This is a genomic window from Planktotalea sp., from assembly GCF_018607965.1.
GTDB lineage: Bacteria > Pseudomonadota > Alphaproteobacteria > Rhodobacterales > Rhodobacteraceae > Planktotalea.
This window is the reverse complement of sequence record NZ_JABBAM010000024.1, coordinates 1-21,995: the sequence shown is the minus strand read 5'-3', so window position 1 is coordinate 21,995 and position 21,995 is coordinate 1. Positions and strand designations below refer to the sequence as shown.

Below are 21,995 nucleotides of genomic sequence, written 5' to 3'. Positions count from 1 at the left end.
GCTGGAAGCACAGTTCGGCCAGCGCTTCAAATGCCCTGACCTTTTGCGCGAAATGACCGCCAAGAACCAAAGTTTCTACGGACGTTTTGCATCATCAGAAAACGCTACATAAGCGACACGCTAGAAACGACAAAGGGCTCGCAAACTGCGGGCCCTTTTTAGGAACGGCTCCCACCGTCAATGGAATTAAGTGCTGCATGTGCGCGGTGTTCAGGTCTTCCAAAACAACAAATGTCTCTTCAGTGTTCAGCATCTTATACGCGAGGTGGGACTCCTTTTCCGCCAACATGTCACCCGTTTTTGGGACAAAGTAGTGTAGTCCACACTGGCCATATATCACTTCAGTTTCTTCAAATTCCAAAATGATCACTTCGATAAGCCCACTCGGCTGAACCCTGTCCGCAAAACCGTAAGCTTGCATAGAGCGTGGGATCAGGACTGCAAAAAGGTCGCCGCGATAATCTTCTGCAGCATTGCTTTCAACCATAATCCCTTGCTCAGGCAGAACGCGAACATCGCGTGTATTGTCGAGGACGTTCGCTTCGATCAACACTGGCAACAATGCATCTGGGCACGTGTCGCGCCCATTCCAAAGGCAAACCCGACGCATGCCAACAATCGGGCGAAACCCATTGTCAAACGTCAAAACCATATCACCACAGCACACCGCTTCAATCGGGCGCCAGCCAAATTCAGTTGCAATTGAACCGCCTACCAAAATCCCGTTAGCTTCGCTAGAAAACGCAGCATTCGGTTCGTCGGTCGTGCTTTGTGTGATCCAGTCAAACATCGTTTTTTCCCTATCAGTGGTGTCACTACGGGGACAGCAGAGTGACGTAGCAGTGACTGAGAGAGGCTATGGTTTGCGCGGCTGTCGAAAGGCGGAAATTTAAGGCATTGTTTCAAATCTGGGTTAAATTCGAAACTCCACTCAGCATTGCATCAAGTAGCTATGATAAAGATGCATCTAAAAGCCGTAACCAAAGCGCGCAACATCCTCAGCAGACAACGCGCCCACGAACTCTGCAAGCGCATCATCATAATACCTACGGTAGTCGTTTCCGCGCTCAGAACCGTTCACATGACCCACAGCTAAATCAAAGCCGAGATGGGCTTCAAGCGGTTTCAAATCCTGCGACAGATGCTCAATTCGAACATACGCGTCACAGCGTTCAACCCCATTGGCATCCACCATATAGAAAGCAGACGGACTATTGCGAAATGCCCGTACCGTATCGGGATGGCGCAAAAACACCTCAAATTCGAATGATTTTGACAGCACGACTGCGGGGTGATCAAAGCTCTGTTCTCGGAGCCAATGATAATAGCTCACCGCGCGATCCCAAGGGTTACGCACCAGCGTAAAGCAGAACATCTCGTCCAACTCTTCCCTGTTCACAATCCCATCAATATCGGCCAAAGTCGAATGTTTCCACAACCGACCCTTAGGCGTCAAATCGTCCAAACGTTTTCTACGTTGGCGCGCCTTTGGCGTGTCCCCAATGATGATATCGTCTTTCGCCGCACGTCCCTCAAGGGCAAGGGTCAAGGACGTCCCACCCGTCTTGGGGATATGGACGAACACGTATCCACGGGCTTTCGAAACAATCATCAGGACATCGCTTTCATAGCACTAAACTGCCCGTTCACTTTCCTGAACGCAACGCAATTAAACTACCTGCGGCTGCAATCATGACGATCCCGATCAGTTGATTAATCGTGATCCCTTGACCCATCAAGACATAGGCAAAGAACGGCCCAAAAATGAAGATCGAATACTCAAACACTGTCACAAAGCTAGGTTCTGCACTTTGATAGGCTTTAACAAGAAACCCAACGCCGATCAGCGATCCAACCGCTTGCAACAAGATCAGCCACCACGTCAGCGATGTTGGCCAAATCAATCCGCGCAACAAAAAACCATCGCTCCCTGCGGGCGCGTCTGGCGCGATAATAGCCAAGGCTGTCAGCATGATCGCACCGATCACCCCTTGCAGTCCAAAAATCCCTGCAAGCATGACCAGTGTGTCCTCATTCGCGCAAATCTTTTGTGTCGCCACAGATCCCATCGCATAGAACAACCCACCAAAGACGGGCAGAAAATTCAACCACGACATGCCACCATCAGTGGGGCCAAGCACGACAATTATCCCCGCGAACCCAAAGAGAACCGCAAAAATCCGCAGCACACCAACTTTCTCCCCAAAGGCGAAAACACTGATCAGCAAAACGAAAATTGGCGCGGTGAACAGCCCCGCCAAAGCCTGCGCAATCGGCATGAACGCAAGCGAGCCAAAGTAGAACACCATCCCAAGCGCAACCAGCCCATTGCGCAACAACACCGCCCAAAGACGGATCGCACGCAACGTACCAAACCCGAAATAGGCAACGACAGCCAGTATCGGCAAGCCCATGCAAGCGCGGAGAAACTGGAACTGCCACAGGCTAATATCGCGGGCAATCACAGCGATATAATTGTCGATTAATCCGATGATCAACATCGAGATCGCCATAAAAATCGCGGCTTGCTTTGGCTGATGCGTCATTGCTCTTTCCATCTTTCAAAAGTGCTGCCAGTTTAGCGAAAATTTGCGCTACGACACTTGGAAGGATCACACGCTTTATGGGATGGATGAAGGATGAAACCGGATTAGACAAGCGTGCTGCAAATTATCGCGCGCTCACGCCCCTGTCGCATTTGCGGCGTGCGGCCAAAGTGTTCCCGAAAAAGATCGCCCTTGTCTACGGTGAGCAGCGTGTGAACTACGCCGAGTACCACGCGCGCTGCACGCGTCTTGCCTCTGGCTTGGCCCAGCTTGGTGTTGTCTCTGGCGATGTGGTCGCTACCATTTTGCCCAACGTTCCCACCCAAGCCGAAGCACACTTCGGCGTCCCCGCCTGCGCCGCCGTGGTCAACACCATCAACACCCGTCTCGACGTCGGCACTATCGCCTACATCTTTGAGCACGGCGAAGCAAAGGTCGCACTGATCGATACCCAGTTCCTTCCCTCTGCCGAGGCCGCAATTGCGCAAATGGATGGCACTGGCCCCCAGATCATCGAAGTCCCAGACGCCGCCTCAGGCTATCCCGCCACAGGCCGTCACATGACCTACGACACCCTTCTTGCCAGTGGCGATCCCACATTCGAATGGATCATGCCGCAGGACGAATGGGAAAGTCTCTCGCTCAATTACACCTCTGGCACCACGGGTCGCCCGAAAGGCGTCGTATGCCACCATCGCGGCGCGTACCTCATGACAATGGGCACCGTCGTCAGCTGGCAGCTGACTCTCGCGCCTGTTTATCTCACCATCGTGCCCCTGTTTCACTGCAACGGTTGGAACCACACGTGGATGATGCCGATGCTTGGCGGCACAATCGTGTTTTGTCGCGATATCACTGCAAAAGCGGTTTACAATGCTATTGCGGACGAACGCGTGACGCATTTCGGCGGCGCCCCTATTGTTCTGAACACGCTCGTCAATTCCGCGCCCAAGGATCGTCGCACCTTTGATCACACCGTTGAGGTCTTTACCGCAGGCGCCCCACCCGCCCCTGCAACACTGGCTGCGATTGAAACGATGGGTTTCCACATCACACAAGTGTACGGCCTCACCGAAACCTACGGTCACGTCACAGAATGCCTATGGGACGGGGATGAATGGGACGGCTTAGAGCAAAGCGAACGCTCGGCCATCAAGGCCCGTCAAGGCGTCGCAATGCCGATGATGGACGACATCACGGTGCTAGACCCTGACATGGTGCAGGTCGCAATGGACGGCACCCATCAGGGTGAAATCATGATCCGTGGAAATTCGGTGATGAAGGGATACCTAAAGAACCCTGACGCGACAGAAGAAGCCTTTGCAGGCGGGTATTTCCATTCAGGTGATCTTGCCGTGCAACATCCCGACCAGCACATCCAAATCGCAGACCGCGCCAAGGACATCATCATTTCCGGCGGCGAAAACATCAGTTCCGTCGAAGTCGAAGGCACACTCATGGCGCACCCCGCGGTTTCACTTTGTGCGGTTGTGGCCAAGCCCGATGACAAATGGGGCGAAGTGCCTTGCGCCTTCGTCGAACTCTTGCCCGGCGCAAGTGTAACAGAAGCTGAACTAATCGCCTTCGCGCGCAGCTCTCTCGCAGGGTTCAAAACGCCCAAGGCCGTGGTCTTTCAAGAACTCCCCAAAACCTCGACAGGCAAAATTCAGAAATTCGAACTGCGCAAACAATTCACCGCCTAGTAGCGCTCCCCCATCAAGCGATAGCTCCAAAACGCCTCATCGCTCTCTAATCCCCGCATCAATTCTGTGGGCGTGAACCCCGTTTGCGCCCGCACCTGCCGTCCCATGTGTGATTGATCTGAGTAGCCCACATCCGCTGCGATCCCAGCCATATCATCTGTGCCATCCTTTAACGCCAAGGCGAATGCCTCTTCGGCTTTGGAATACGTCTTCAATCCCCAATCATACGCCCGAAACTACTTTGCTCTGGGCGCACATCTTGCCAAAGCGGCGCAAGACCATCTTGAACCATTTCGAACGCCTTGCTCGCATCACCCGTTAGAAACGCACGCTCCAAAACATCCCGTGCTCGGCCTTCTGGCACGTGATCAAGCGGCACGCTCTTGTCGCTAAATTCTTGCATCGACACGCCTAGGGTCAGGACCCATTAACTGATTGAGCCTGTGGGGCTGATATGATTCACGACCCCTAGCTTTGGACCCAGATATGCAGAACCGTGTGCGTGAAGAAATCAACGCAGCGGTTACAACGCGCGACGTTACGTCCGAGCACCTCGACACCCTCCCCCTAACACGCGCTGTGTTCTACGAAGCAATGCGCCTCTACCCCCCAGCGCCCAAATGGTGCGCGATTGCATCGCTGACACCAAATTCGCAGGAATCCCACTGAAAAAGGGCATGACTGTCACCATTCCAATCTATGCAATCCACAGAAACCCAGATTTCTGGGACCAACCCAATGCCTTCATGCCCGATCGTTTCCTGGACCAAAATGTCTTTACTAAAGAAAATCGCTTTCGCTACCTACCCTTCGGCGGCGGCGTGCGCGTTTGTCTGGGTCAAGCCTTCGTCATGGCCGAAGTCGTCATCATGCTCGCCCAGATAATCCCCAAACTGAATATCCAAGACGCGACCGAGGGCGACCTAAAGTTCGAAACCGGTGCCACATTGCGTGCCAAAAACGGGTTATTCGTGCGCTTTTCACCGATTTAGGCCACTCTTCGTGCTTGGCGTTGCCCGCGACAGCAAGGCTGTGTTATATTTCCCCCAAATGAGGCAGAGCAGAAACGCCCGAAATGACAGCGCTAACCAAATATGATCGGCTAGAATCTGCGGGCCTGTGGCGCGCGGCACCCGATCAACAGTGCGTTGACGTGATCGTCAGCCTTGGCAATGCGACCCTCACAATCAAGGACACACGCGACCAGGCCCTCGCGCATTGGTCACTCGCTGCGATTGCGCGCTCTAACCCGGGCAAACGCCCCGCTTTGTTCCACCCAGAAGGCGACACCAGCGAAACCCTCGAAATCGCGACCGACGAAGACGAGATGATCCGCGCCATCGAAAAACTGCGCAAAGCCGTTGAACGCGCACGTCCGCGAAAGGGGCGCCTTCGCGGGGTGCTAACCATCGGGATCTTGGCCGCAGCCGCTATTGCAGCGGTCACCTTCTTGCCAAATGCGATTGTTGATCAGGCGATAAAGGTCGTGCCTGATGTCAAACGCGCCGAAATCGGTAACGCGCTCCTTACTCAAATGCAGCGGGCTACAGGTGCACCTTGCAGCGGATCAAGCGCGCGAAACGCATTGGTAGAACTCACTCAACGCCTTTCCACAGATGAGGGCCCGACCTACCTCGCCGTTATGCGCGCTGGTGTGAAAGACGCCCTGCATATGCCAGGCGGCGTGATCTTATTAAGCCGAACCTTGGTTGAAGATCACGAAGATCCTGATGTCGTCGCAGGCTACATTGTCGCCGAACAAACACGTCGTGCCGCGCGCGACCCTCTACGCCACATGCTTGAAAATTCGGGCATGTTCGCGACCCTGCGCTTGCTAACCACCAGTAATTTGCCCGCCAGCGCAATCAAATCCCATGCGAAAAAATTGCTGACTGAAAGCCCGATGCCACTCCCGATGGAACCCTTGCTTGCGCGCTTTGCACGGCAGGCCATCCCCAGCAGCCCGTACGGATATGCGCTTGATGTGACGGGTGAAATCACCCTTCCAATTATCGAAGGCGATCCAATAACGGGAACATCGCAACGTCCAGTTTTGCCTGACGCGTCATGGGTCCGACTACAAACAATTTGCGAAGGCTAAGGCTGTCACCAGTTTTCACTTTGCTTACCTAAGATCAAAGCGGTTTTTTCAAGCGATGCAGAATATGACGATGTGCGCCTTTGCCACTGGCTCCGCTCAGCCCTGTATCAAGAAACCCCTCGCGTTCCCAAAACGTCCGCCCGCGTGGGTTCTTATTCGACACGGCCAAGTATAAATTCGACGCATCTCCTTGAACTGCGAGACCTTCCAAATGACGCAGAAATATGACTCCATATCCCTTTTCACGTGCCCATGGTCCCAGCAGCAAAAGCCCAATGCAGGCATCCTCCGCGCCCGGAAACCCGAAGAACAAATCAGCAAGTCCGGCCAATCGATCCTCAACATATAGCCCTAGATGCTGCGACGCACTCGCATCACAATTTGGCGGAGCGGTTTCAAAAAAGTCACGCGCCTTGGCACGATCAGGCGCAATGCCGTCAACCAATGTCCAATAGTCTGGTGCCCGTGCATAAAAAGAAACGACAGCCTCTAAATCTTTCGTCACTTCAAGAGGACGGATCAGCATTCTCACCTCGGAAATAAAAAAGGCCCCACCAAATATAGCGGGGCCTCGTAAGTCACTGAAGATTTAGTTAGTTTCGCGCAAAGGCATCGCGGAAACCTGCGTTGCGAACAGCCGTCAAAGCACCGTTGGTGTGCGCAGCAGATTTGAACGGACCTGCAAGAACAATTCGCATTTGCTTGCCACCGCGCACAAATTTACCAATGCGCACAGGGATCCCCATCCGTTGAATGCGGCTGGCAGTGTTTTGTGCGTTGCTCTCAACACCGAACGTGCCGACCTTAACAAAGCGCTTTCCAGCGGCTGCAGCGGGCTTACGAGGGGCAGTCGAGCGCGTTGAAACCCGTACCTGCTGTCGCTGCTGCACGACCTGTTGACGCACGACTTGTCTCTTTTGCACACGACGCGGCGCTTGTCCTTGCGTGGATATAACCTGAACGCCTTAGCTCCATGCTGCATTTTGCTGGGCTTCTGACGTGTATGGATATCTCAGACCCAGAAAGGATCGCGTCACGTCGCGCCGTGTGCTGCGCACAATCAAACGGCGCGGCACAGTTTGTGACCAGATCAAATCAGTCTTTGCTTTTCAACCAAGTGTTTGATGCGCACGGCGTGTATTCAACCGGTCATCTTTCCAAACCTTACGGTACCCTTTTGGGGTTGGCGACGTCAGGCGCGCAGCTTGCTGCTGTTCATAGACATGGCGTGGAACCACACGTGCATTCGGGCTGACATTTGCCATGACCTGACCGTTTGCATTACGAAAAGTACCGCCCTTGATATCTCCCGCGCGGGTCGTAACAAGCAATCCAGCTTGTGCACCACAGCGTACGGCTCCGGCACCCCGCCCAATAAATTGCTGGCTCAAAGCAGATGCGCCACGACACGTTTGTGACGTACCAGCGCGCTGCGTGATGACACGAGGCTGCTGTGCAGCCTGTGCCTGCGGAGCGACACGAACAATGCGTGGCGCTTTCTGAGGTGCTTGCACCCGCGCAGTTTGAACGCAGCGTGTTGGTGCGGCGACACCCCTTGCTTGGGGCTGGTTCACGCGCCGAATTGTTGGCGCTGCGCGTGTTTTCACAACGGGTGTGGATGCAACGGTACGCACGGGCTTGGGTGCAAGCACTGCGGCGACCGTTGTGCGTGCAGGGCGTATTGCTGTGACCGCCGGCGACTTCGGCGCTGTGGCAGCACCGATTTGAACAGGTGCAGCCGCTTTTGGTGCTGCTGCAGTGGTTCCACCGGACCGAATACTGGGGGACAAACCACAGACAACTTCACGCTTGCGCGACACGCGCGGCACCCAATTTACATTTCCGTCTACGCCAGCACGAATATAGACACAGCCTTTGCTGTCTACATATTGACTTGCTTTAAAGGATGCTGGTAGCAGATCAGCAGGACCATTGTCCTTGCGCAAAGTTTGCGCAGCCACACTCGTAAAGCTCAAAGCACATGTTGTCGCAAGAATCGACAACGATAAGAATCGTTTAAAGATCATTTTCTGCCCCCACAGATGGAGCCTAACACTGTCTTAGATTCGCCACAGAGTCTAACGTGCCTTCGCTAAATGATCCCTATTATAACTCTATTTTGTGCCAAACATTCGATCACCCGCATCCCCTAGTCCCGGCATGATGTAACCCAGCTCGTTCAGGCGCTCGTCCAATGCAGCTGTAACGATAGGAATATCTGGATGCGCTTCTTTCATACGTGCAACGCCCTCGGGTGCAGCAAGCAAACAAAGGAACCGAATATTCTTAGCACCCGCCTTCTTCAGCAGATCAATTGCAGCCACAGATGAATTGCCTGTCGCCAACATAGGATCTACGGCAATGACAAGCCGATCCTCAAGCGCATCAGGCGCTTTAAAGTAATACTGCACCGGTTGCAGCGTTTCTTCATCGCGGTAAAGCCCAACAAAACCGACCCGTGCTGATGGGATCAGTTCTAAAACACCATCCAGCAATCCATTGCCAGCGCGCAAAATTGAAATCAACGCCAGCTTTTTTCCATCCAGCGTCGGCGCATCCATCGCCGTCATCGGTGTTTCAATCCGTTTCGTCGTCATCGGCAAACCGCGCGTCACTTCGTATGCGAGCAGCTGAGAAATTTCGCGCAAAAGCTGGCGGAAAACCGCCGTCGATGTCTCCTTTTCCCGCATAAGCGTCAATTTGTGCTGCACCAACGGGTGATCAACGATCTTCAAATGTTCTGACATGGCTTATGCCTCCAATTTCTTAAGAATTCGTGCGCGTGTAGCATCGTCACAAAATGCAGCTTTGGCAGAGGCCGCAGCGATGTCCCTAAACACACCTTCGTCCCAACCAAACGTATTCGCAAGGTTGAGATACTCATCCCGCATCGTCGTGTGGAAAAACGGCGGATCATCCGTGGACACACTCACAGGCACGCCCGCGCGTCGCAGCGTATCGATGGGGTGGGATTTCCAATCAGGATACACACCCAGAACAACGTTCGAACCGGGACAAACCTCAAGGACGATGCCCTTTTCAGCCAACTCATCTATCAGTGCATGATCCTCCGCCGCGCGCACACCATGGCCAATCCGCTCAACCCCTAAATCCTGCACAGCCTCGCGCACTTCTTCAGGTCCACGCCATTCGCCCGCGTGCGTGGTCAGGCGCAAGCCCGCCTCACGCGCCATATCGAAACTGTAGGTAAAGTCGCGTTGCTTGCCTTGGTTTTCGTCCCCGCCCATGCCAAAACCAACAATGAAATCACCCACCGTTTCCGCCGCACACAGCGCAGCTGTTTTCGCCTGTTCAGGCCCTTCATGGCGAATACAGGTCACGATCCCGCGCGAAATAATCCCGAAATCGCGCTCGGCCTCATTAGCCGCCTCAACCATCGCCGCCAAGTAATCGCGCCACGCAGACACATCGCCGCCGCCACAGAAATTAGGGCTGACAAAGCTCTCAATATAGACGACGCCATTCGATGCTGCCTCTTCCAGAACGGCCAAGCCAAGACGTTTGAAATCCTCGGGGCTTTGCAAAACAGTCGTCGCCGCCTCGTAAATCCGTAAGAACGGCACAAAGCCCTCGAATGCATAGGACCCGTCCGCCGTGAAGATTTTCGAGATGTCGATCTTCTTTTCTTTCGCCAGTCCCCGAATGAACGCGGGCGGCGCGGCCCCTTCATAGTGCGTGTGCAATTCCACCTTGGGCAGGTCCAGAATCGCCGCCAGTTCTTCGCTCATTTCGTTCATAGAAAACTCCGTCCAATGCCATGTGACTTGGCCCCAAGATGCGCCGCGATCGACGCGCCAACATCCACAAACCCACAAACGCCTATCTCGCCCACTCCAGCGCCATGCACAAGCACAGGCACCTGTTCGCGCGTGTGATCTGTTCCGGGCCAGCTCGGGTCATTTCCGTGATCGGCGGTCAGGATCAGCAGATCATCGGGTGCAAGGCGCGGCAGGAATTGCCCCAGCCAAACGTCAAAGCGTTCTAGCGCCGCGCCGTAGCCTTCAACATCACGGCGATGACCATAGTCCGTGTCAAACTCTACAAGGTTCGCAAAGACAAAATCGCCGTGCCCCGCCGTCTCCGCCAACCCATCAAGCGCGTGCATCAGATCAATGTCAGGCCCCTTGGTCGACGTATCAATCCCCGCCATCGAAAAGATATCACCAATTTTCCCGACGCCATGCACTGTGCCACCCGCATCTTGCACCCAATTGGTCAGCACAGGTTCGGGCGGCGAAATCGCAAAGTCGCGCCGTTTTGGCGTGCGCTTAAAGTCCGCACGCGTCGTGCCAACAAAGGGTCGCGCAATCACGCGGCCAACGCGCATGTCATGCAAGATCGGCGCAATCTCGCGACACATCTGCAAAAGGCGCTCATAGCCAAACACCTCTTCATGCGCCGCAATCTGCAACACGCTATCAGCGGACGTATAACAAATCGGCCAACCCGATTTCAGGTGCTCTTCGCCGAAATCATCAATCACTTTTATCCCGTTGGAATGCGCGTTGCACAGGATCCCCTCGGTGCCAGCCGCGCGGCACAGCGCTTGGGTTAGCGCATCTGGAAACGCGGGCGTCGCGTCAGGGAAATACGTCCATTCCCAGGGCACAGGCAGCCCCGCCAATTCCCAATGCCCCAATGGCGTGTCCTTGCCCTGCGAAATTTCACGCGCAACGCCCCAGCGACCATACGGCACCGCATCTAAACCTGGGGTCTCGATTTCCGTCGATAGCCGCATCGCAGCCCCAAGTCCCAGCGCGTCCAAATTCGGAACATTCAGACCACGCTTTGCAAGGATATGCCCCAGCGTGTTCGCACCCGTATCAGGCAAATCACCATTGAAAAAATCACATGCATCCGGCGCACCACCACAGCCAACACTGTCCAGAACAATCAAAAATGCGCGCGCCATTAGCGGATCACCTCATGTACAAGTTCCCGTTTGGCAGGGCGCGCATCTGACAACGTTATCGCATGCCGCAAAGCTGCCGCCGCCTGATCCGCCTGCCCTTCGCGCGCACCGTGAACACGCGCCAGAACTTGGCCTTTCACAACCCGCGTGCCCAGTGTGACCACGTCGGAAAACCCGACCGCAGGGTTCACCAGATCGCTTTCAACCTGCCGTCCACCGCCCAATCCAACCACGGCCAGACCCAGCGTTTCACCCTCAATCGCGCTGACATACCCGCTCGCGCGCGCGGTCACTTCACGAATAACAGGCGCTTCTGGCAAATATCTCTCAGGATTATCCACAAATCCCAAAGGTCCACCCATCGCCACAATCATCTTCCCAAACCGCTCCGCCGCGCGCCCACTCGTAATCGCATTGCTCAACGCTTCGCGCCCTGCATCTTCGCTCGCCACGTGCCCCGAACTGAATAAAAGCTGCGCGCCCAGCGCAAGGCTAAGCTCATACAACGGCCTACGCTGGCCACCACGTAGAACCTTCATCACTTCCGCCACTTCCAACGCGTTGCCAAGTGCAGGCGCAAGCGGCGCGTTCATATCCGTGATCAGCGCCGTGGTCGGGCATCCCGCCAAATTCGCCGTCGCTACCAAGGCCGTCGCTAAGGCCCGCGCATCCTCAGCGGCCTTCATAAATGCACCAGATCCGACCTTCACATCCAAGACCAACCCTTGCAAACCCGCTGCCAATTTCTTGGACAGGATCGAAGCCGTAATCAGATCAAGACTTTCCACCGTCGCCGTCACATCGCGCACCGCATAAAGACGTTTGTCCGCAGGTGCGATATCCGCGCTCGCACTCACAATCGCACACCCCGCTTGCGACACGATGCTATGAAACTGCCCTTCATCCACAGACGTCGACACGCCCGGAATGCTTTCCATCTTATCTAGCGTGCCGCCCGTATGGCCCAAACCACGCCCCGAAATCATCGGCACATACGCCCCGCAGGCCGCCAAAGCAGGGGCCAGAACAAGGCTCACACAATCGCCAACTCCGCCCGTCGAATGTTTGTCCAGCACGGGACCGGCCACATCCCATTTCAACGTCTTCCCACTGTCGCGCATCGCCAAAGTCAGCGCCGCACGCCCATCCTGACCAAGCCCACGCAAACACACCGCCATCGCAAACGCACCCGCCTGCGCATCCGTCACCGATTGATCCGCAAGCCCCTGCGCGAACCACGTCAGCGCATCAGGCGCAACAGGTTCGCCCCGCCGCAGCGCCGCTATAATCGCGCGCGCATCCACCTATGCACCGCTCATAAAGCTGGCATCAAACGCACCGGGCAACAATTCACCAACCGTCATCGCCAGTTCCTTGCCGCCAACCGTCGCCAGCGTCACGACCACATCGCCGCCTGCAAATTCGGCAATCTTCTGACGACATCCCCCACACGGCGGCACTGGTTCATCACTGCCCGCAATCACATAGACCTCTGCAATCGCGCGCTCACCCGCCGCGCACATCGCCGCAATCGCGCCCGCCTCTGCGCATATTCCTTCCGGATAGGCAACATTCTCTACGTTGCAGCCCTGATAGACCGTCCCCGACGCCGTCTTGATAGCAGCCCCAACCTTAAAATTTGAATAAGGCGCGTGCGCATTTTCACGCACAGCTTTTGCCAAATCTCTCATGCTCATTCCGGCTCTCCCGTCCACGTGCGAAATGCGCCCGGCAAGGACACTTCCAGCAATTCTAAATTCTCGGACGCATCCGAATAGCGCGTCATCATTGAGGGCGGCGTTACAAACGCATCCCCCGCTTCCAAATGATACGGATCACGATCTTCACCCTCTAGCGTCATCGTCCCTTCCATCACAAAGGTGAAGTGAATGTGGCTGTCATGCGCGCTCCAATCAGGCTTTCCATCAGAGCGACGCACAACATGCACCCCCGCCACATCACGCGTGTTCTCTGCGATCAACGTATCGCGGCTGATGAACCCAGACACGCGGAAATCAGACCACTCCGCCTCTTCCACCTTATGGTGCACAAACTTCTGCCCTTGGAATTCCCGTTCGCGGTGTACCGTGCCGTTGGGCAATTCCATATCATGATCAATCGTCGTGATGTGTTCGGCAGGCACACCAATCTCGATCACCTCGATATTGTCGGAGGCAAACAAAACACGGTGGCGAATTTCTGGCGGTTGAATCACGCAAGACCCTGCGTGCAAGCGAAACGGTTCGCCCTGATCCTCGTAAACCAGATCGACCCAGCCGCGATAACAGAAAATCAATTGAAACCCGACCGTATGATAATGCACCATGTCCGGCACAGGGCCACCATCAGGAATGCGAATGTGCGACGCAATGATCGACCCACCCAAACGGTCAGGAATCAAATCGCGGTACTGCATCCCTGCGCGACCAACGACCCAAGGGGCCTGATCGGCAAGGCGACGCACAACGAAGGAATGCAGCGTTTGCGGCAAAACCATAGGCGGATCCATCTCGGTGACACTCACACGCGTCCCACCGGGGCTGACCTGCTCGCCTAATCCACCTTTGTCTTCGGGGTCCGCGCAGCGCAAACGCAGCTCAATCGCAGCCGCTTTGCTGTCCTGATCCAGACGCAAGGACACCCCATGTCCAGAGAAAACCGCGACACGTGGATCGTCAGCGGGATAGATCATGTCCAACTTGAACCCCAGCGTTTTGGTAAAGAACGCAATATCCGCGCGAATATCGCTGGTTGGCCCACAGACCTCTGCTTTGATGTTCGACATGACCACTCTTTCATTCGCGACTCTCACGGCGGTCGCCAAAGACAGAGTGTCAACGCATTCACTCATTTGCAAGATATCAAGATTTCTGTATCAAACCACTCAGACGTAGTTCGCGCGAAAAATATAGTTTAATATCAAACTAAATCTCGAACGACACGAATGAGGGGCACCAAAATGACCGATACCAAAACCGATGCAGCCAAAGAAGCAGTCCGCAAGGCAGCACTCAATTATCATGAATTCCCCAAGCCCGGAAAACTAGAAATCCGAGCTACCAAGCCCCTCGCCAACGGTCGTGACCTTGCCCGCGCCTATTCCCCCGGCGTCGCCGAAGCCTGCATCGAGATCAGCAAGAACCCCGTTGACGCCAGCCGCTACACCGCGCGCGGCAATCTGGTTGCGGTTGTCACCAATGGCACAGCGGTTCTGGGTCTTGGCAACATCGGACCCCTCGCTTCCAAACCTGTAATGGAGGGCAAAGCAGTCCTGTTCAAACAGTTCGCGGGCATTGATTGTTTTGACATCGAACTGAACGAGACCGATCCAGAAAAGCTCGCCGATATCGTGTGTGCGCTTGAACCCACCTTCGGCGCAATCAACCTGGAGGACATCAAAGCCCCAGAATGTTTCATCGTTGAAAAACTGTGTCGCGAGCGCATGAACATTCCCGTGTTCCACGACGATCAACACGGTACGGCCATCGTTGTCGGGGCCGCTGCGACCAACGCGCTTTATGTCTCTGAAAAGAAATTCGAAGATATCAAAATCGTTTCCACAGGTGGCGGTGCAGCTGGCATTGCATGCCTGAATATGCTGCAAAAACTGGGTGTTAAGCGCGAAAATATCTGGCTTTGCGACATCCATGGCCTGGTCTACGAAGGCCGCACAGAGGACATGAACCCGCAAAAAGCAGCCTATGCCCAAAATAGCGATCTGCGCACTTTGGACGATGTGATCGACGGTGCGGATATGTTCCTTGGCCTGTCTGGCCCGAACGTTCTGAAACCCGAAATGGTCGCAAAGATGACCACGAAACCCATCATCTTTGCCCTTGCCAACCCCAACCCAGAAATTGATCCAGCCGAGGCACGCAAAGTTGCGCCCGACGCGATCATCGCCACAGGGCGCAGCGATTTCCCGAACCAAGTGAACAACGTCCTGTGCTTCCCTTTCATCTTTCGCGGCGCGCTGGACGTGGGCGCAACAGACATAAACGATGAAATGAAACTGGCCTGTATCGCAGGCATTGCCGAACTCGCACGCACAACCACCAGCGCCGAGGCCGCCGCCGCCTATAAGGGCGAAGAAATGACCTTTGGCCCTGATTATCTGATCCCGAAACCCTTCGACCCACGCCTGTCCGCGATCGTGTCCTCCGCCGTAGCGCAGGCCGCAATGGAAACCGGCGTCGCGACCAAACCGCTCGAAGATCTCGACGCGTACAGAGAAACGCTGAACGCTTCCGTCTTCAAATCTGCAATGCTGATGCGCCCCGTGTTTGCGGCCGCCGCCACCGCGACGCGACGCATTGTGTTTGCAGAGGGCGAAGATGAACGCGTGCTACGCGCCGCTCAAGCGATCTTGGAAGAAACCAAAGAGACCCCCATCCTTATTGGGCGACCTGATGTGATCGAAACCCGTTGCGAACGCGCAGGTCTCAACATTCGCCCTCACCGTGATTTCAACGTGGTGAACCCACAAAACGACCCGCGCTACCGCGATTACTGGGAAACGTATCATGGCATCATGGCGCGCAAAGGTGTCACACCCGACATCGCGCGCGCCGTTATGCGCACCAATTCAACAGCCATTGCCGCCGTCATGGTTCATCGCAAGGAAGCTGACAGCATGATTTGCGGAACATTCGGCGAATACCGTTGGCATCTGAACTACCTCACGCAAATCTTGGGCGACGACACTCATACACCAGATGGCGCGCTGTCCATGATGATCCTTGAGGACGGCCCCTTGTTCGTGGCTGACACCCATGTTTGGTCCCTGCCCGATCCAGAACATCTGGCCAACACGGCCATCGGTGCTGCGCGTCACGCACGTCGCTTTGGCGTCGAACCACGTGTCGCCTTTTGTTCGCAATCCCAGTTTGGCAATCAGGCCGAAGGCTCTGGCAAACGCCTGCGCGCCGCGATTGCGCTGCTTGATGATATGAAGCTCGACTTCCAATATGAGGGCGAAATGAACGTTGATGCGGCCCTTGATCCTGAATTGCGCCAACGCCTGATGCCCAACAGCCGCCTTGATGGTGCTGCAAACGTGTTGATCTTCGGTCACGCCGATGCAGCCTCCGCAACGCGCAATATCCTCAAATCCAAAGCCGGCGGGTTAGAAGTTGGCCCGATCCTGATGGGCATGGGCAACCGCGCGCACATCGTCACCCCCGGCGTCACAGCGCGCGGCCTTTTGAACATGGCCGCCGTCGCAGGCACGCCTGTTTCAAACTACGGTTAAGACAGATCACGGTGGGTTTGCAGATTTGCAAACCTGCCGCTCTGGCCGCCCGTTATCGCTAAACACAGCCACTTTGCAAAAATCTGCAGTGCGAAAACCCATGGTTTTGCGAACTAATTGCGGCAATCCGTCTCTTTATTCGCGTTGAAGCTTGCTCAAATCGTCCCACGCGGCCTAACTCGTTCGCAACATATGCGAAGGATGCCATGATGACCTATAAAGATGTCTATGCCAGCTGGCAGAACGATCCAGAAGCGTTCTGGCTGGACGCAGCAAACGCCATTGATTGGGACGAGGCACCGACAAAGGCGCTGACCGACAAGGGCAACGATCTGTATGAATGGTTCGCCGATGCCAAGGTGAACACATGCTACAACGCCGTGGACCGCCACGTCGAAAACGGGCGTGGCGATCAGGTCGCAATCATCCACGACAGCCCGATCACCAACTCCATCAGCAAGATCACATATGCCGAATTGCAAACGCGCGTTGCATCCCTTGCGGGGGCCTTGCGCGCCAAGGGCGTCGAAAAGGGCGACCGCGTCATCATCTATATGCCAATGGTCCCCGAAGCGCTGGACGCCATGCTCGCATGTGCGCGCATCGGCGCGATCCACTCGGTCGTGTTCGGCGGGTTTGCCGCCAACGAATTGGCCGTGCGCATTGACGACGCAACACCCAAAGCCATCATCGCCGCCTCCTGCGGGCTAGAGCCGGGCCGTATCGTCAAATACAAACCGCTCCTTGATGGGGCTGTTGAACTGGCAACACACAAGCCTGACTTCACCGTGATCTTGCAGCGCGAACAAGAGGTGGTCGACCTTGGCCCTCGCGATGTAAATTGGCACGATTTCCAAAAAGGCACGACGCCTGCGGATTGCCTCCCTGTTGAGGGCAATCACCCCGCCTACATCCTCTACACCTCTGGAACCACAGGCGCGCCAAAGGGCGTGATCCGTCACACAGGTGGCCACCTCGTGGCGCTGAACTGGACAATGAAAAACGTCTATAACGTTGATCCTGGCGATGTATTCTGGGCCGCTTCTGACGTCGGTTGGGTCGTGGGCCATTCCTACATTTGCTACGCTCCGCTGGTGCACGGCAACACAACGATCGTGTTTGAAGGCAAGCCCGTCGGCACCCCCGATGCAGGCACCTTCTGGCGCGTTATTTCTGACCATAACGTCAAAAGCTTCTTCACCGCCCCAACCGCATTCCGCGCCGTAAAACGCGAAGACCCCAAGGGCGAGTTCATCAAAAAATACGATCTAAGCTGCCTCAACGTCGTCTATCTCGCAGGTGAACGCGCGGATCCCGATACGATCCAATGGGCACAAAATCAGCTAAACGTTCCCGTGATCGACCACTGGTGGCAAACCGAAACGGGCTTTGCGATTGCCGCAAACCCAATGGGGATCGAAGCGCTTCCCGTCAAACTTGGCAGCCCCTCTGTCGCGATGCCCGGGTACGATGTACAAGTCCTTGATGAGGGCGGTCACCCCATGAAAACAGGCGAGCTCGGCGCGATTGCTGTCAAACTTCCCCTGCCCCCTGGCACGCTGCCGACACTATGGAATGCAGAAGATCGCTTTCGTAAAAGCTATCTCACGCAATTCCCCGGCTATTACGAAACGGGTGACGCGGGCATGATTGACGAGGACGGCTACCTCTACATCATGGCGCGCACGGATGACGTGATCAATGTCGCGGGCCATCGCCTATCGACTGGCGGCATGGAGGAAGTTCTTGCAGGACACCCCGACGTCGCAGAATGCGCAGTGATCGGCGTAACTGATCAGCTAAAGGGCCAGATGCCCGTCGGTTTTGTTTGTCTGAATTCGGGCGCAGGTCGCGATAATGCAGACGTTGCGGCGGAATGCGTCAAGCTGGTGCGCGAAAAGATCGGCCCTGTGGCCGCGTTCAAACTGGCTGTTGTCGTGGACTGTCTGCCCAAGACCCGTTCTGGTAAAATTCTACGGGCCACGATGGTGAAAATCGCCGACAGCGAAACGTTTAAACTACCTGCAACGATTGATGATCCTGCAATTTTGGATGAAATCAAGATCGCATTGCAAAGCATCGGCTATGCCAAATAGGCGCTAAACAAATTGTTCCCGGATCAGGCGTTCTTCCAGGCCGTGTCCGGGATCAAACAAGATACGATGCGCAACACTTGGGCGGGAACGAATATCAACCTGAATAACGTTCTTCACGGATCGCCCATCTGCATCCGCCATAACAGGGCGCTTTTCAGGCTCTAACACCTCAAACCGCACCTTGGCTGATTTGGGCAAAAGGGCCCCGCGCCAGCGACGCGGGCGAAACGCGGCCATCGCAGTCAACGCCAAGACATCCGCACCAATCGGCAAAATCGGCCCGTGCGCTGAATAATTGTAGGCCGTTGATCCCGCAGGCGTCGCCAAAAGCGCGCCGTCACACACCAATTCCTGCATCCGCAAACGATCATCAATGTAGATACGCAACTTGGCCGCTTGTGGACCTGCACGTAGCAACGACACTTCGTTGATCGCCAGTTCGCGGTGGATCTTGCCATCACTGTCCAGCGCTTCCATCGACAGCGGGTTGATCACCTCTTCGACCGCATCCGAAAGACGTTCCTGCAAATCCGCCTCGCTATATTCGTTCATCAAAAATCCGATGGTCCCACGGTTCATTCCGTAAACAGGCGCGGGCAAATCTTGGGTGCTGTGCAAGACCGACAACATAAAGCCGTCCCCACCCAGTGCCACAATGACATCTGCCTCCGCTTTGTCCGTGTTGCCATAACGCGTCACCAAAGCGCCCCGCGCCGCTGCCGCAGTCGGGGTGTCACTGGCCAAAAAGGCGATCTTTAGGGGCATCACGCAGGTCCTCTGCAAAACCAAAGTCAGACAACTCAAGCACAAGTTTCGTGCAACTGCCAGCCACGTGGCGCGGCAAAAGGTATAATCGTCGTATATCGCGCTTGAGACTCGCGAAAATTCCTATAAGTCATGGCGCAAATCATAACCAACGCGACTTTGGAGACTGAAATGACCGAATTTTTCACCCAATCCCTGTCTGAACGTGATCCAGAAATTTTTGGCTCAATCACAGCCGAACTTGGCCGTCAGCGCAACGAGATCGAATTGATCGCGTCTGAAAACATAGTCTCTGCCGCCGTCATGGAAGCGCAGGGCTCTGTGATGACCAACAAATATGCAGAAGGCTATCCGGGCCGACGCTATTACGGTGGTTGCCAACACGTAGACGTTGCAGAAAACCTCGCGATTGAGCGCGCGAAAAAGCTGTTCAACTGTAGCTTTGCAAACGTGCAACCCAACTCTGGCTCCCAAGCCAACCAAGGCGTGTTCCAAGCGCTGCTTCAGCCCGGCGATACGATTTTGGGCATGTCCTTGGACGCTGGTGGTCACCTGACACACGGTGCCAAGCCGAACCAATCAGGTAAATGGTTCAATGCGGTGCAATACGGCGTGCGCAAAGAAGACAATCTGCTTGATTACGATCAGGTTGAAGCGCTTGCCAAAGAGCACCAGCCAAAGATGATCATCGCGGGCGGGTCCGCGATCCCACGCCAAATCGATTTCAAACGTATGCGCGAAATCGCTGACATGGTCGGCGCGTATCTGCACGTGGACATGGCCCACTTTGCAGGTCTTGTGGCAGCGGGCGAGCATCCATCTCCCTTCCCGCATGCACACGTCGCGACAACAACAACGCATAAAACATTGCGCGGCCCACGTGGCGGCATGATCGTCACCAATGACGAAGCACTTGCGAAAAAGTTCAACTCTGCGATCTTCCCGGGCATCCAAGGCGGCCCCTTGATGCATGTGATCGCAGCCAAGGCCGTCGCATTCGGCGAAGCACTTGAGCCAGAGTTCAAAACCTACATCAAACAAGTCATCATCAACGCCCAAGCGCTGAGCGATCAGTTGATCAAGGGCGGTCTTGATACGGTTACGCACGGCACAGACACACACGTCGTGCTCGTCGATCTGCGCCCTAAAGGCGTGACAGGCAATATCGTCGACAAGGCATTGGGCCGCGCGCATATCACGTGCAACAAAAACGGCGTTCCCTTCGATCCAGAAAAGCCGACTGTGACATCTGGTATCCGTCTTGGATCGCCCGCTGGAACGACGCGTGGATTTGGCGAGCCCGAGTTCCGCCAGATTGCCGATTGGATCATCGAAGTCGTAGACGGCATCGCAGCTAACGGTGAAGACGGCAATGAAGCGGTCGAAGCCAAAGTGCGCGGCGAAGTCGAAGCCATGTGCGAACGCTTCCCAATGTACACAAACCTCTAAAACGTCTTAGGACGGGCGGTGCGTGCAAAGCATGCACCCTACATAGGCTAAACACCGTAAGGTGCGTAACTTCACGCACCTTACGCCCGCTTTACTGTCGCAGTCGCCAAGGCAGTACTCTGTTGTTCCACGCGACCTCTGTGGAACCCAGATTGTAAACATCCACGCGCCTGTGTCACAACGGCAAGATGAGCGAACATCAATCAACCCGTCACACGACACGCCACATAGAACGCCGCCTTGGCGATACCATGCGCAAGGTGCTGCCGCGCCCCATCGCGGAACTGATCATGTTCACGCTGAAACAAGCATGGGCCTGCCTCTTCGGTGCACTCATGCTTGGCGGTCTCATTCTGTCGGACATCATCTGGGACGACACTTGGGCACTCAAACGCTACGACGCCCTCGTGATCTACGCGATCACACTGCAAGCGCTGTTCCTCATCTTGAAACTCGAAACCCTCGCAGAAGCCCGCGTGATCCTGCTCTTTCACATCACGGGCACGGCTATGGAAATATTCAAGGTCAACGTGGGCAGTTGGGCCTATCCCGAACCTGCGCTCCTAAAAATTTGGGGGGTGCCGCTGTTCTCAGGCTTCATGTATGCCTCGGTTGGATCCTTCATCGCGCGGGTGATCCGCATCTTTGACATGCGCTTTGCACCCTACCCACCGCTTTGGATGACCTTCACACTTGGCACGCTGATCTATCTGAACTTTTTCACACATCACTACATCTTTGATGCACGCTACGTTTTATTCGCAGCCACCCTGATCCTGTTCTTTCGCACGCGTGTCTGGTTTCGCATCGCAGACACAGACTATTGGATGCCGCTCCAGTTGGCCGCACTTCTGACCAGTTTCTTTCTATGGCTCGCAGAAAATGTGGGCACAGGAACAGGAACCTGGATTTACGCAGGCACGGATGGCCTCAGCTTGGTCAGCTTTGCGAAACTCGGATCATGGTACCTGCTGCTTTACGTCAGCTTCGTTACGGTCACACTGGTCATGCGCGACGCGCTGATCCAGACGCCCCTCACAAAAGTCCGCGCCAAAACATCAACCCAACGACAAGCGCGATAACGACCAAAATGTTGATCGCTTGCACGCCAAGCATATCCAGAATCATATTTTTACGACGCGCTTTTGGAT

Annotated in this window: 21 protein-coding genes and 1 pseudogene; 7 read left to right on the top strand and 15 right to left on the bottom strand. The window is 55.3% G+C overall.

Annotated elements, in window-relative coordinates; genetic code table 11:
• Positions 1–94: 94 nt before the first annotated feature.
• The 3 genes from QZ279_RS01750 to QZ279_RS01740 all read right to left on the bottom strand — a co-directional run bounded on the left by QZ279_RS01750 (position 95) and on the right by QZ279_RS01740 (position 2,546).
• On the bottom strand, positions 95–790 hold the full coding sequence (locus QZ279_RS01750; RefSeq protein WP_293447179.1) for a Hint domain-containing protein: 696 nt from the start codon (positions 788–790) through the stop codon (positions 95–97).
• A gap of 177 nt (positions 791–967) precedes the next feature.
• Positions 968–1,612 (bottom strand): sulfotransferase family 2 domain-containing protein, encoded by a 645-nt coding sequence (locus QZ279_RS01745; RefSeq protein ID WP_293447178.1) that lies wholly within the window; start codon positions 1,610–1,612, stop codon positions 968–970.
• Positions 1,613–1,646: 34 nt separating this feature from the next.
• The gene (locus QZ279_RS01740) at positions 1,647–2,546 is read right to left on the bottom strand and encodes a DMT family transporter (RefSeq protein ID WP_293447177.1); all 900 of its coding nucleotides are present in this window, start codon (positions 2,544–2,546) and stop codon (positions 1,647–1,649) included.
• A 77-nt stretch (positions 2,547–2,623) separates the two neighbouring features.
• Here QZ279_RS01740 and QZ279_RS01735 point away from each other — a divergent pair, with 77 nt between their 5' ends.
• Entirely contained in the window at positions 2,624–4,249 is a 1,626-nt protein-coding gene (locus tag QZ279_RS01735) for an AMP-binding protein (protein ID WP_293447176.1), read from the top strand.
• Here QZ279_RS01735 and QZ279_RS01730 read toward each other — a convergent pair.
• Complete coding sequence (locus QZ279_RS01730) at positions 4,246–4,464, bottom strand: helix-turn-helix domain-containing protein (RefSeq protein WP_293447175.1); 219 nt, start codon at positions 4,462–4,464, stop codon at positions 4,246–4,248. The genes QZ279_RS01735 and QZ279_RS01730 overlap by 4 nt on opposite strands.
• A complete protein-coding gene (locus tag QZ279_RS01725; RefSeq protein WP_293447173.1) occupies positions 4,461–4,652 on the bottom strand; it encodes a hypothetical protein in 192 nt (63 codons plus the stop codon). Before QZ279_RS01725 ends, QZ279_RS01730 begins: the two co-directional genes overlap by 4 nt.
• 83 nt (positions 4,653–4,735) lie before the next feature.
• Between QZ279_RS01725 and QZ279_RS01715 the strand changes: the two are divergent.
• Positions 4,736–5,241, top strand: a pseudogene (locus QZ279_RS01715) (cytochrome P450).
• A gap of 83 nt (positions 5,242–5,324) precedes the next feature.
• Positions 5,325–6,350 carry a hypothetical protein gene (locus QZ279_RS01710; protein ID WP_293447169.1) on the top strand — a complete coding sequence of 342 codons (1,026 nt, stop codon included), beginning with the start codon at positions 5,325–5,327 and terminating at the stop codon, positions 6,348–6,350.
• Between the two features lie 34 nt (positions 6,351–6,384).
• On the opposite strand, the gene QZ279_RS01705 is transcribed toward QZ279_RS01710, so the two are convergent.
• The 9 genes from QZ279_RS01705 to QZ279_RS01665 all read right to left on the bottom strand — a co-directional run bounded on the left by QZ279_RS01705 (position 6,385) and on the right by QZ279_RS01665 (position 14,068).
• Positions 6,385–6,876, bottom strand: a complete 492-nt coding sequence (locus QZ279_RS01705) for a GNAT family N-acetyltransferase (RefSeq protein WP_293447168.1) — start codon at positions 6,874–6,876, stop codon at positions 6,385–6,387.
• 67 nt (positions 6,877–6,943) lie between these two features.
• Entirely contained in the window at positions 6,944–7,255 is a 312-nt protein-coding gene (locus QZ279_RS01700) for an SPOR domain-containing protein (RefSeq protein WP_293447167.1), read from the bottom strand.
• Between the two features lie 204 nt (positions 7,256–7,459).
• Complete coding sequence (locus QZ279_RS01695; protein ID WP_293447165.1) at positions 7,460–8,311, bottom strand: hypothetical protein; 852 nt, start codon at positions 8,309–8,311, stop codon at positions 7,460–7,462.
• Positions 8,312–8,464: 153 nt separating this feature from the next.
• Positions 8,465–9,097, bottom strand: coding sequence for a uracil phosphoribosyltransferase (gene upp / locus QZ279_RS01690; RefSeq protein WP_293447163.1), 633 nt, complete (start codon positions 9,095–9,097; stop codon positions 8,465–8,467).
• A 3-nt stretch (positions 9,098–9,100) separates the two neighbouring features.
• The gene (locus QZ279_RS01685; protein ID WP_293447161.1) at positions 9,101–10,108 is read right to left on the bottom strand and encodes an adenosine deaminase; all 1,008 of its coding nucleotides are present in this window, start codon (positions 10,106–10,108) and stop codon (positions 9,101–9,103) included.
• On the bottom strand, positions 10,105–11,283 hold the full coding sequence (locus tag QZ279_RS01680; protein ID WP_293447160.1) for a phosphopentomutase: 1,179 nt from the start codon (positions 11,281–11,283) through the stop codon (positions 10,105–10,107). The genes QZ279_RS01685 and QZ279_RS01680 overlap by 4 nt, the downstream gene beginning before the upstream one ends.
• Positions 11,283–12,587, bottom strand: a complete 1,305-nt coding sequence (locus QZ279_RS01675) for a thymidine phosphorylase (RefSeq protein ID WP_293447159.1) — start codon at positions 12,585–12,587, stop codon at positions 11,283–11,285. The genes QZ279_RS01680 and QZ279_RS01675 overlap by 1 nt, the downstream gene beginning before the upstream one ends.
• Positions 12,588–12,980 (bottom strand): cytidine deaminase, encoded by a 393-nt coding sequence (locus QZ279_RS01670; protein ID WP_293447157.1) that lies wholly within the window; start codon positions 12,978–12,980, stop codon positions 12,588–12,590.
• Positions 12,977–14,068: a cupin domain-containing protein gene (locus tag QZ279_RS01665; RefSeq protein WP_293447156.1), complete on the bottom strand. Its 1,092-nt coding sequence runs from the start codon at positions 14,066–14,068 to the stop codon at positions 12,977–12,979. The genes QZ279_RS01670 and QZ279_RS01665 overlap by 4 nt, the downstream gene beginning before the upstream one ends.
• Before the next feature lie 174 nt (positions 14,069–14,242).
• Here QZ279_RS01665 and QZ279_RS01660 point away from each other — a divergent pair, with 174 nt between their 5' ends.
• Both QZ279_RS01660 and prpE read left to right on the top strand, forming a co-directional pair.
• Positions 14,243–16,534, top strand: a complete 2,292-nt coding sequence (locus tag QZ279_RS01660; protein ID WP_293447154.1) for an NADP-dependent malic enzyme — start codon at positions 14,243–14,245, stop codon at positions 16,532–16,534.
• 209 nt (positions 16,535–16,743) lie between these two features.
• On the top strand, positions 16,744–18,630 hold the full coding sequence (gene prpE / locus QZ279_RS01655) for a propionate-CoA ligase PrpE (RefSeq protein WP_293447183.1): 1,887 nt from the start codon (positions 16,744–16,746) through the stop codon (positions 18,628–18,630).
• Positions 18,631–18,633: 3 nt separating this feature from the next.
• On the opposite strand, the gene QZ279_RS01650 is transcribed toward prpE, so the two are convergent.
• The gene (locus QZ279_RS01650; protein ID WP_293447153.1) at positions 18,634–19,395 is read right to left on the bottom strand and encodes an NAD kinase; all 762 of its coding nucleotides are present in this window, start codon (positions 19,393–19,395) and stop codon (positions 18,634–18,636) included.
• Between the two features lie 171 nt (positions 19,396–19,566).
• Here QZ279_RS01650 and glyA point away from each other — a divergent pair, with 171 nt between their 5' ends.
• Together glyA and QZ279_RS01640 are read left to right on the top strand one after the other, a co-directional pair.
• Positions 19,567–20,844 carry a serine hydroxymethyltransferase gene (gene glyA, locus QZ279_RS01645; protein WP_293447152.1) on the top strand — a complete coding sequence of 426 codons (1,278 nt, stop codon included), beginning with the start codon at positions 19,567–19,569 and terminating at the stop codon, positions 20,842–20,844.
• A 188-nt stretch (positions 20,845–21,032) separates the two neighbouring features.
• Positions 21,033–21,926 (top strand): DUF817 domain-containing protein, encoded by an 894-nt coding sequence (locus QZ279_RS01640; RefSeq protein WP_293447151.1) that lies wholly within the window; start codon positions 21,033–21,035, stop codon positions 21,924–21,926.
• Positions 21,927–21,995 lie beyond the last annotated feature (69 nt).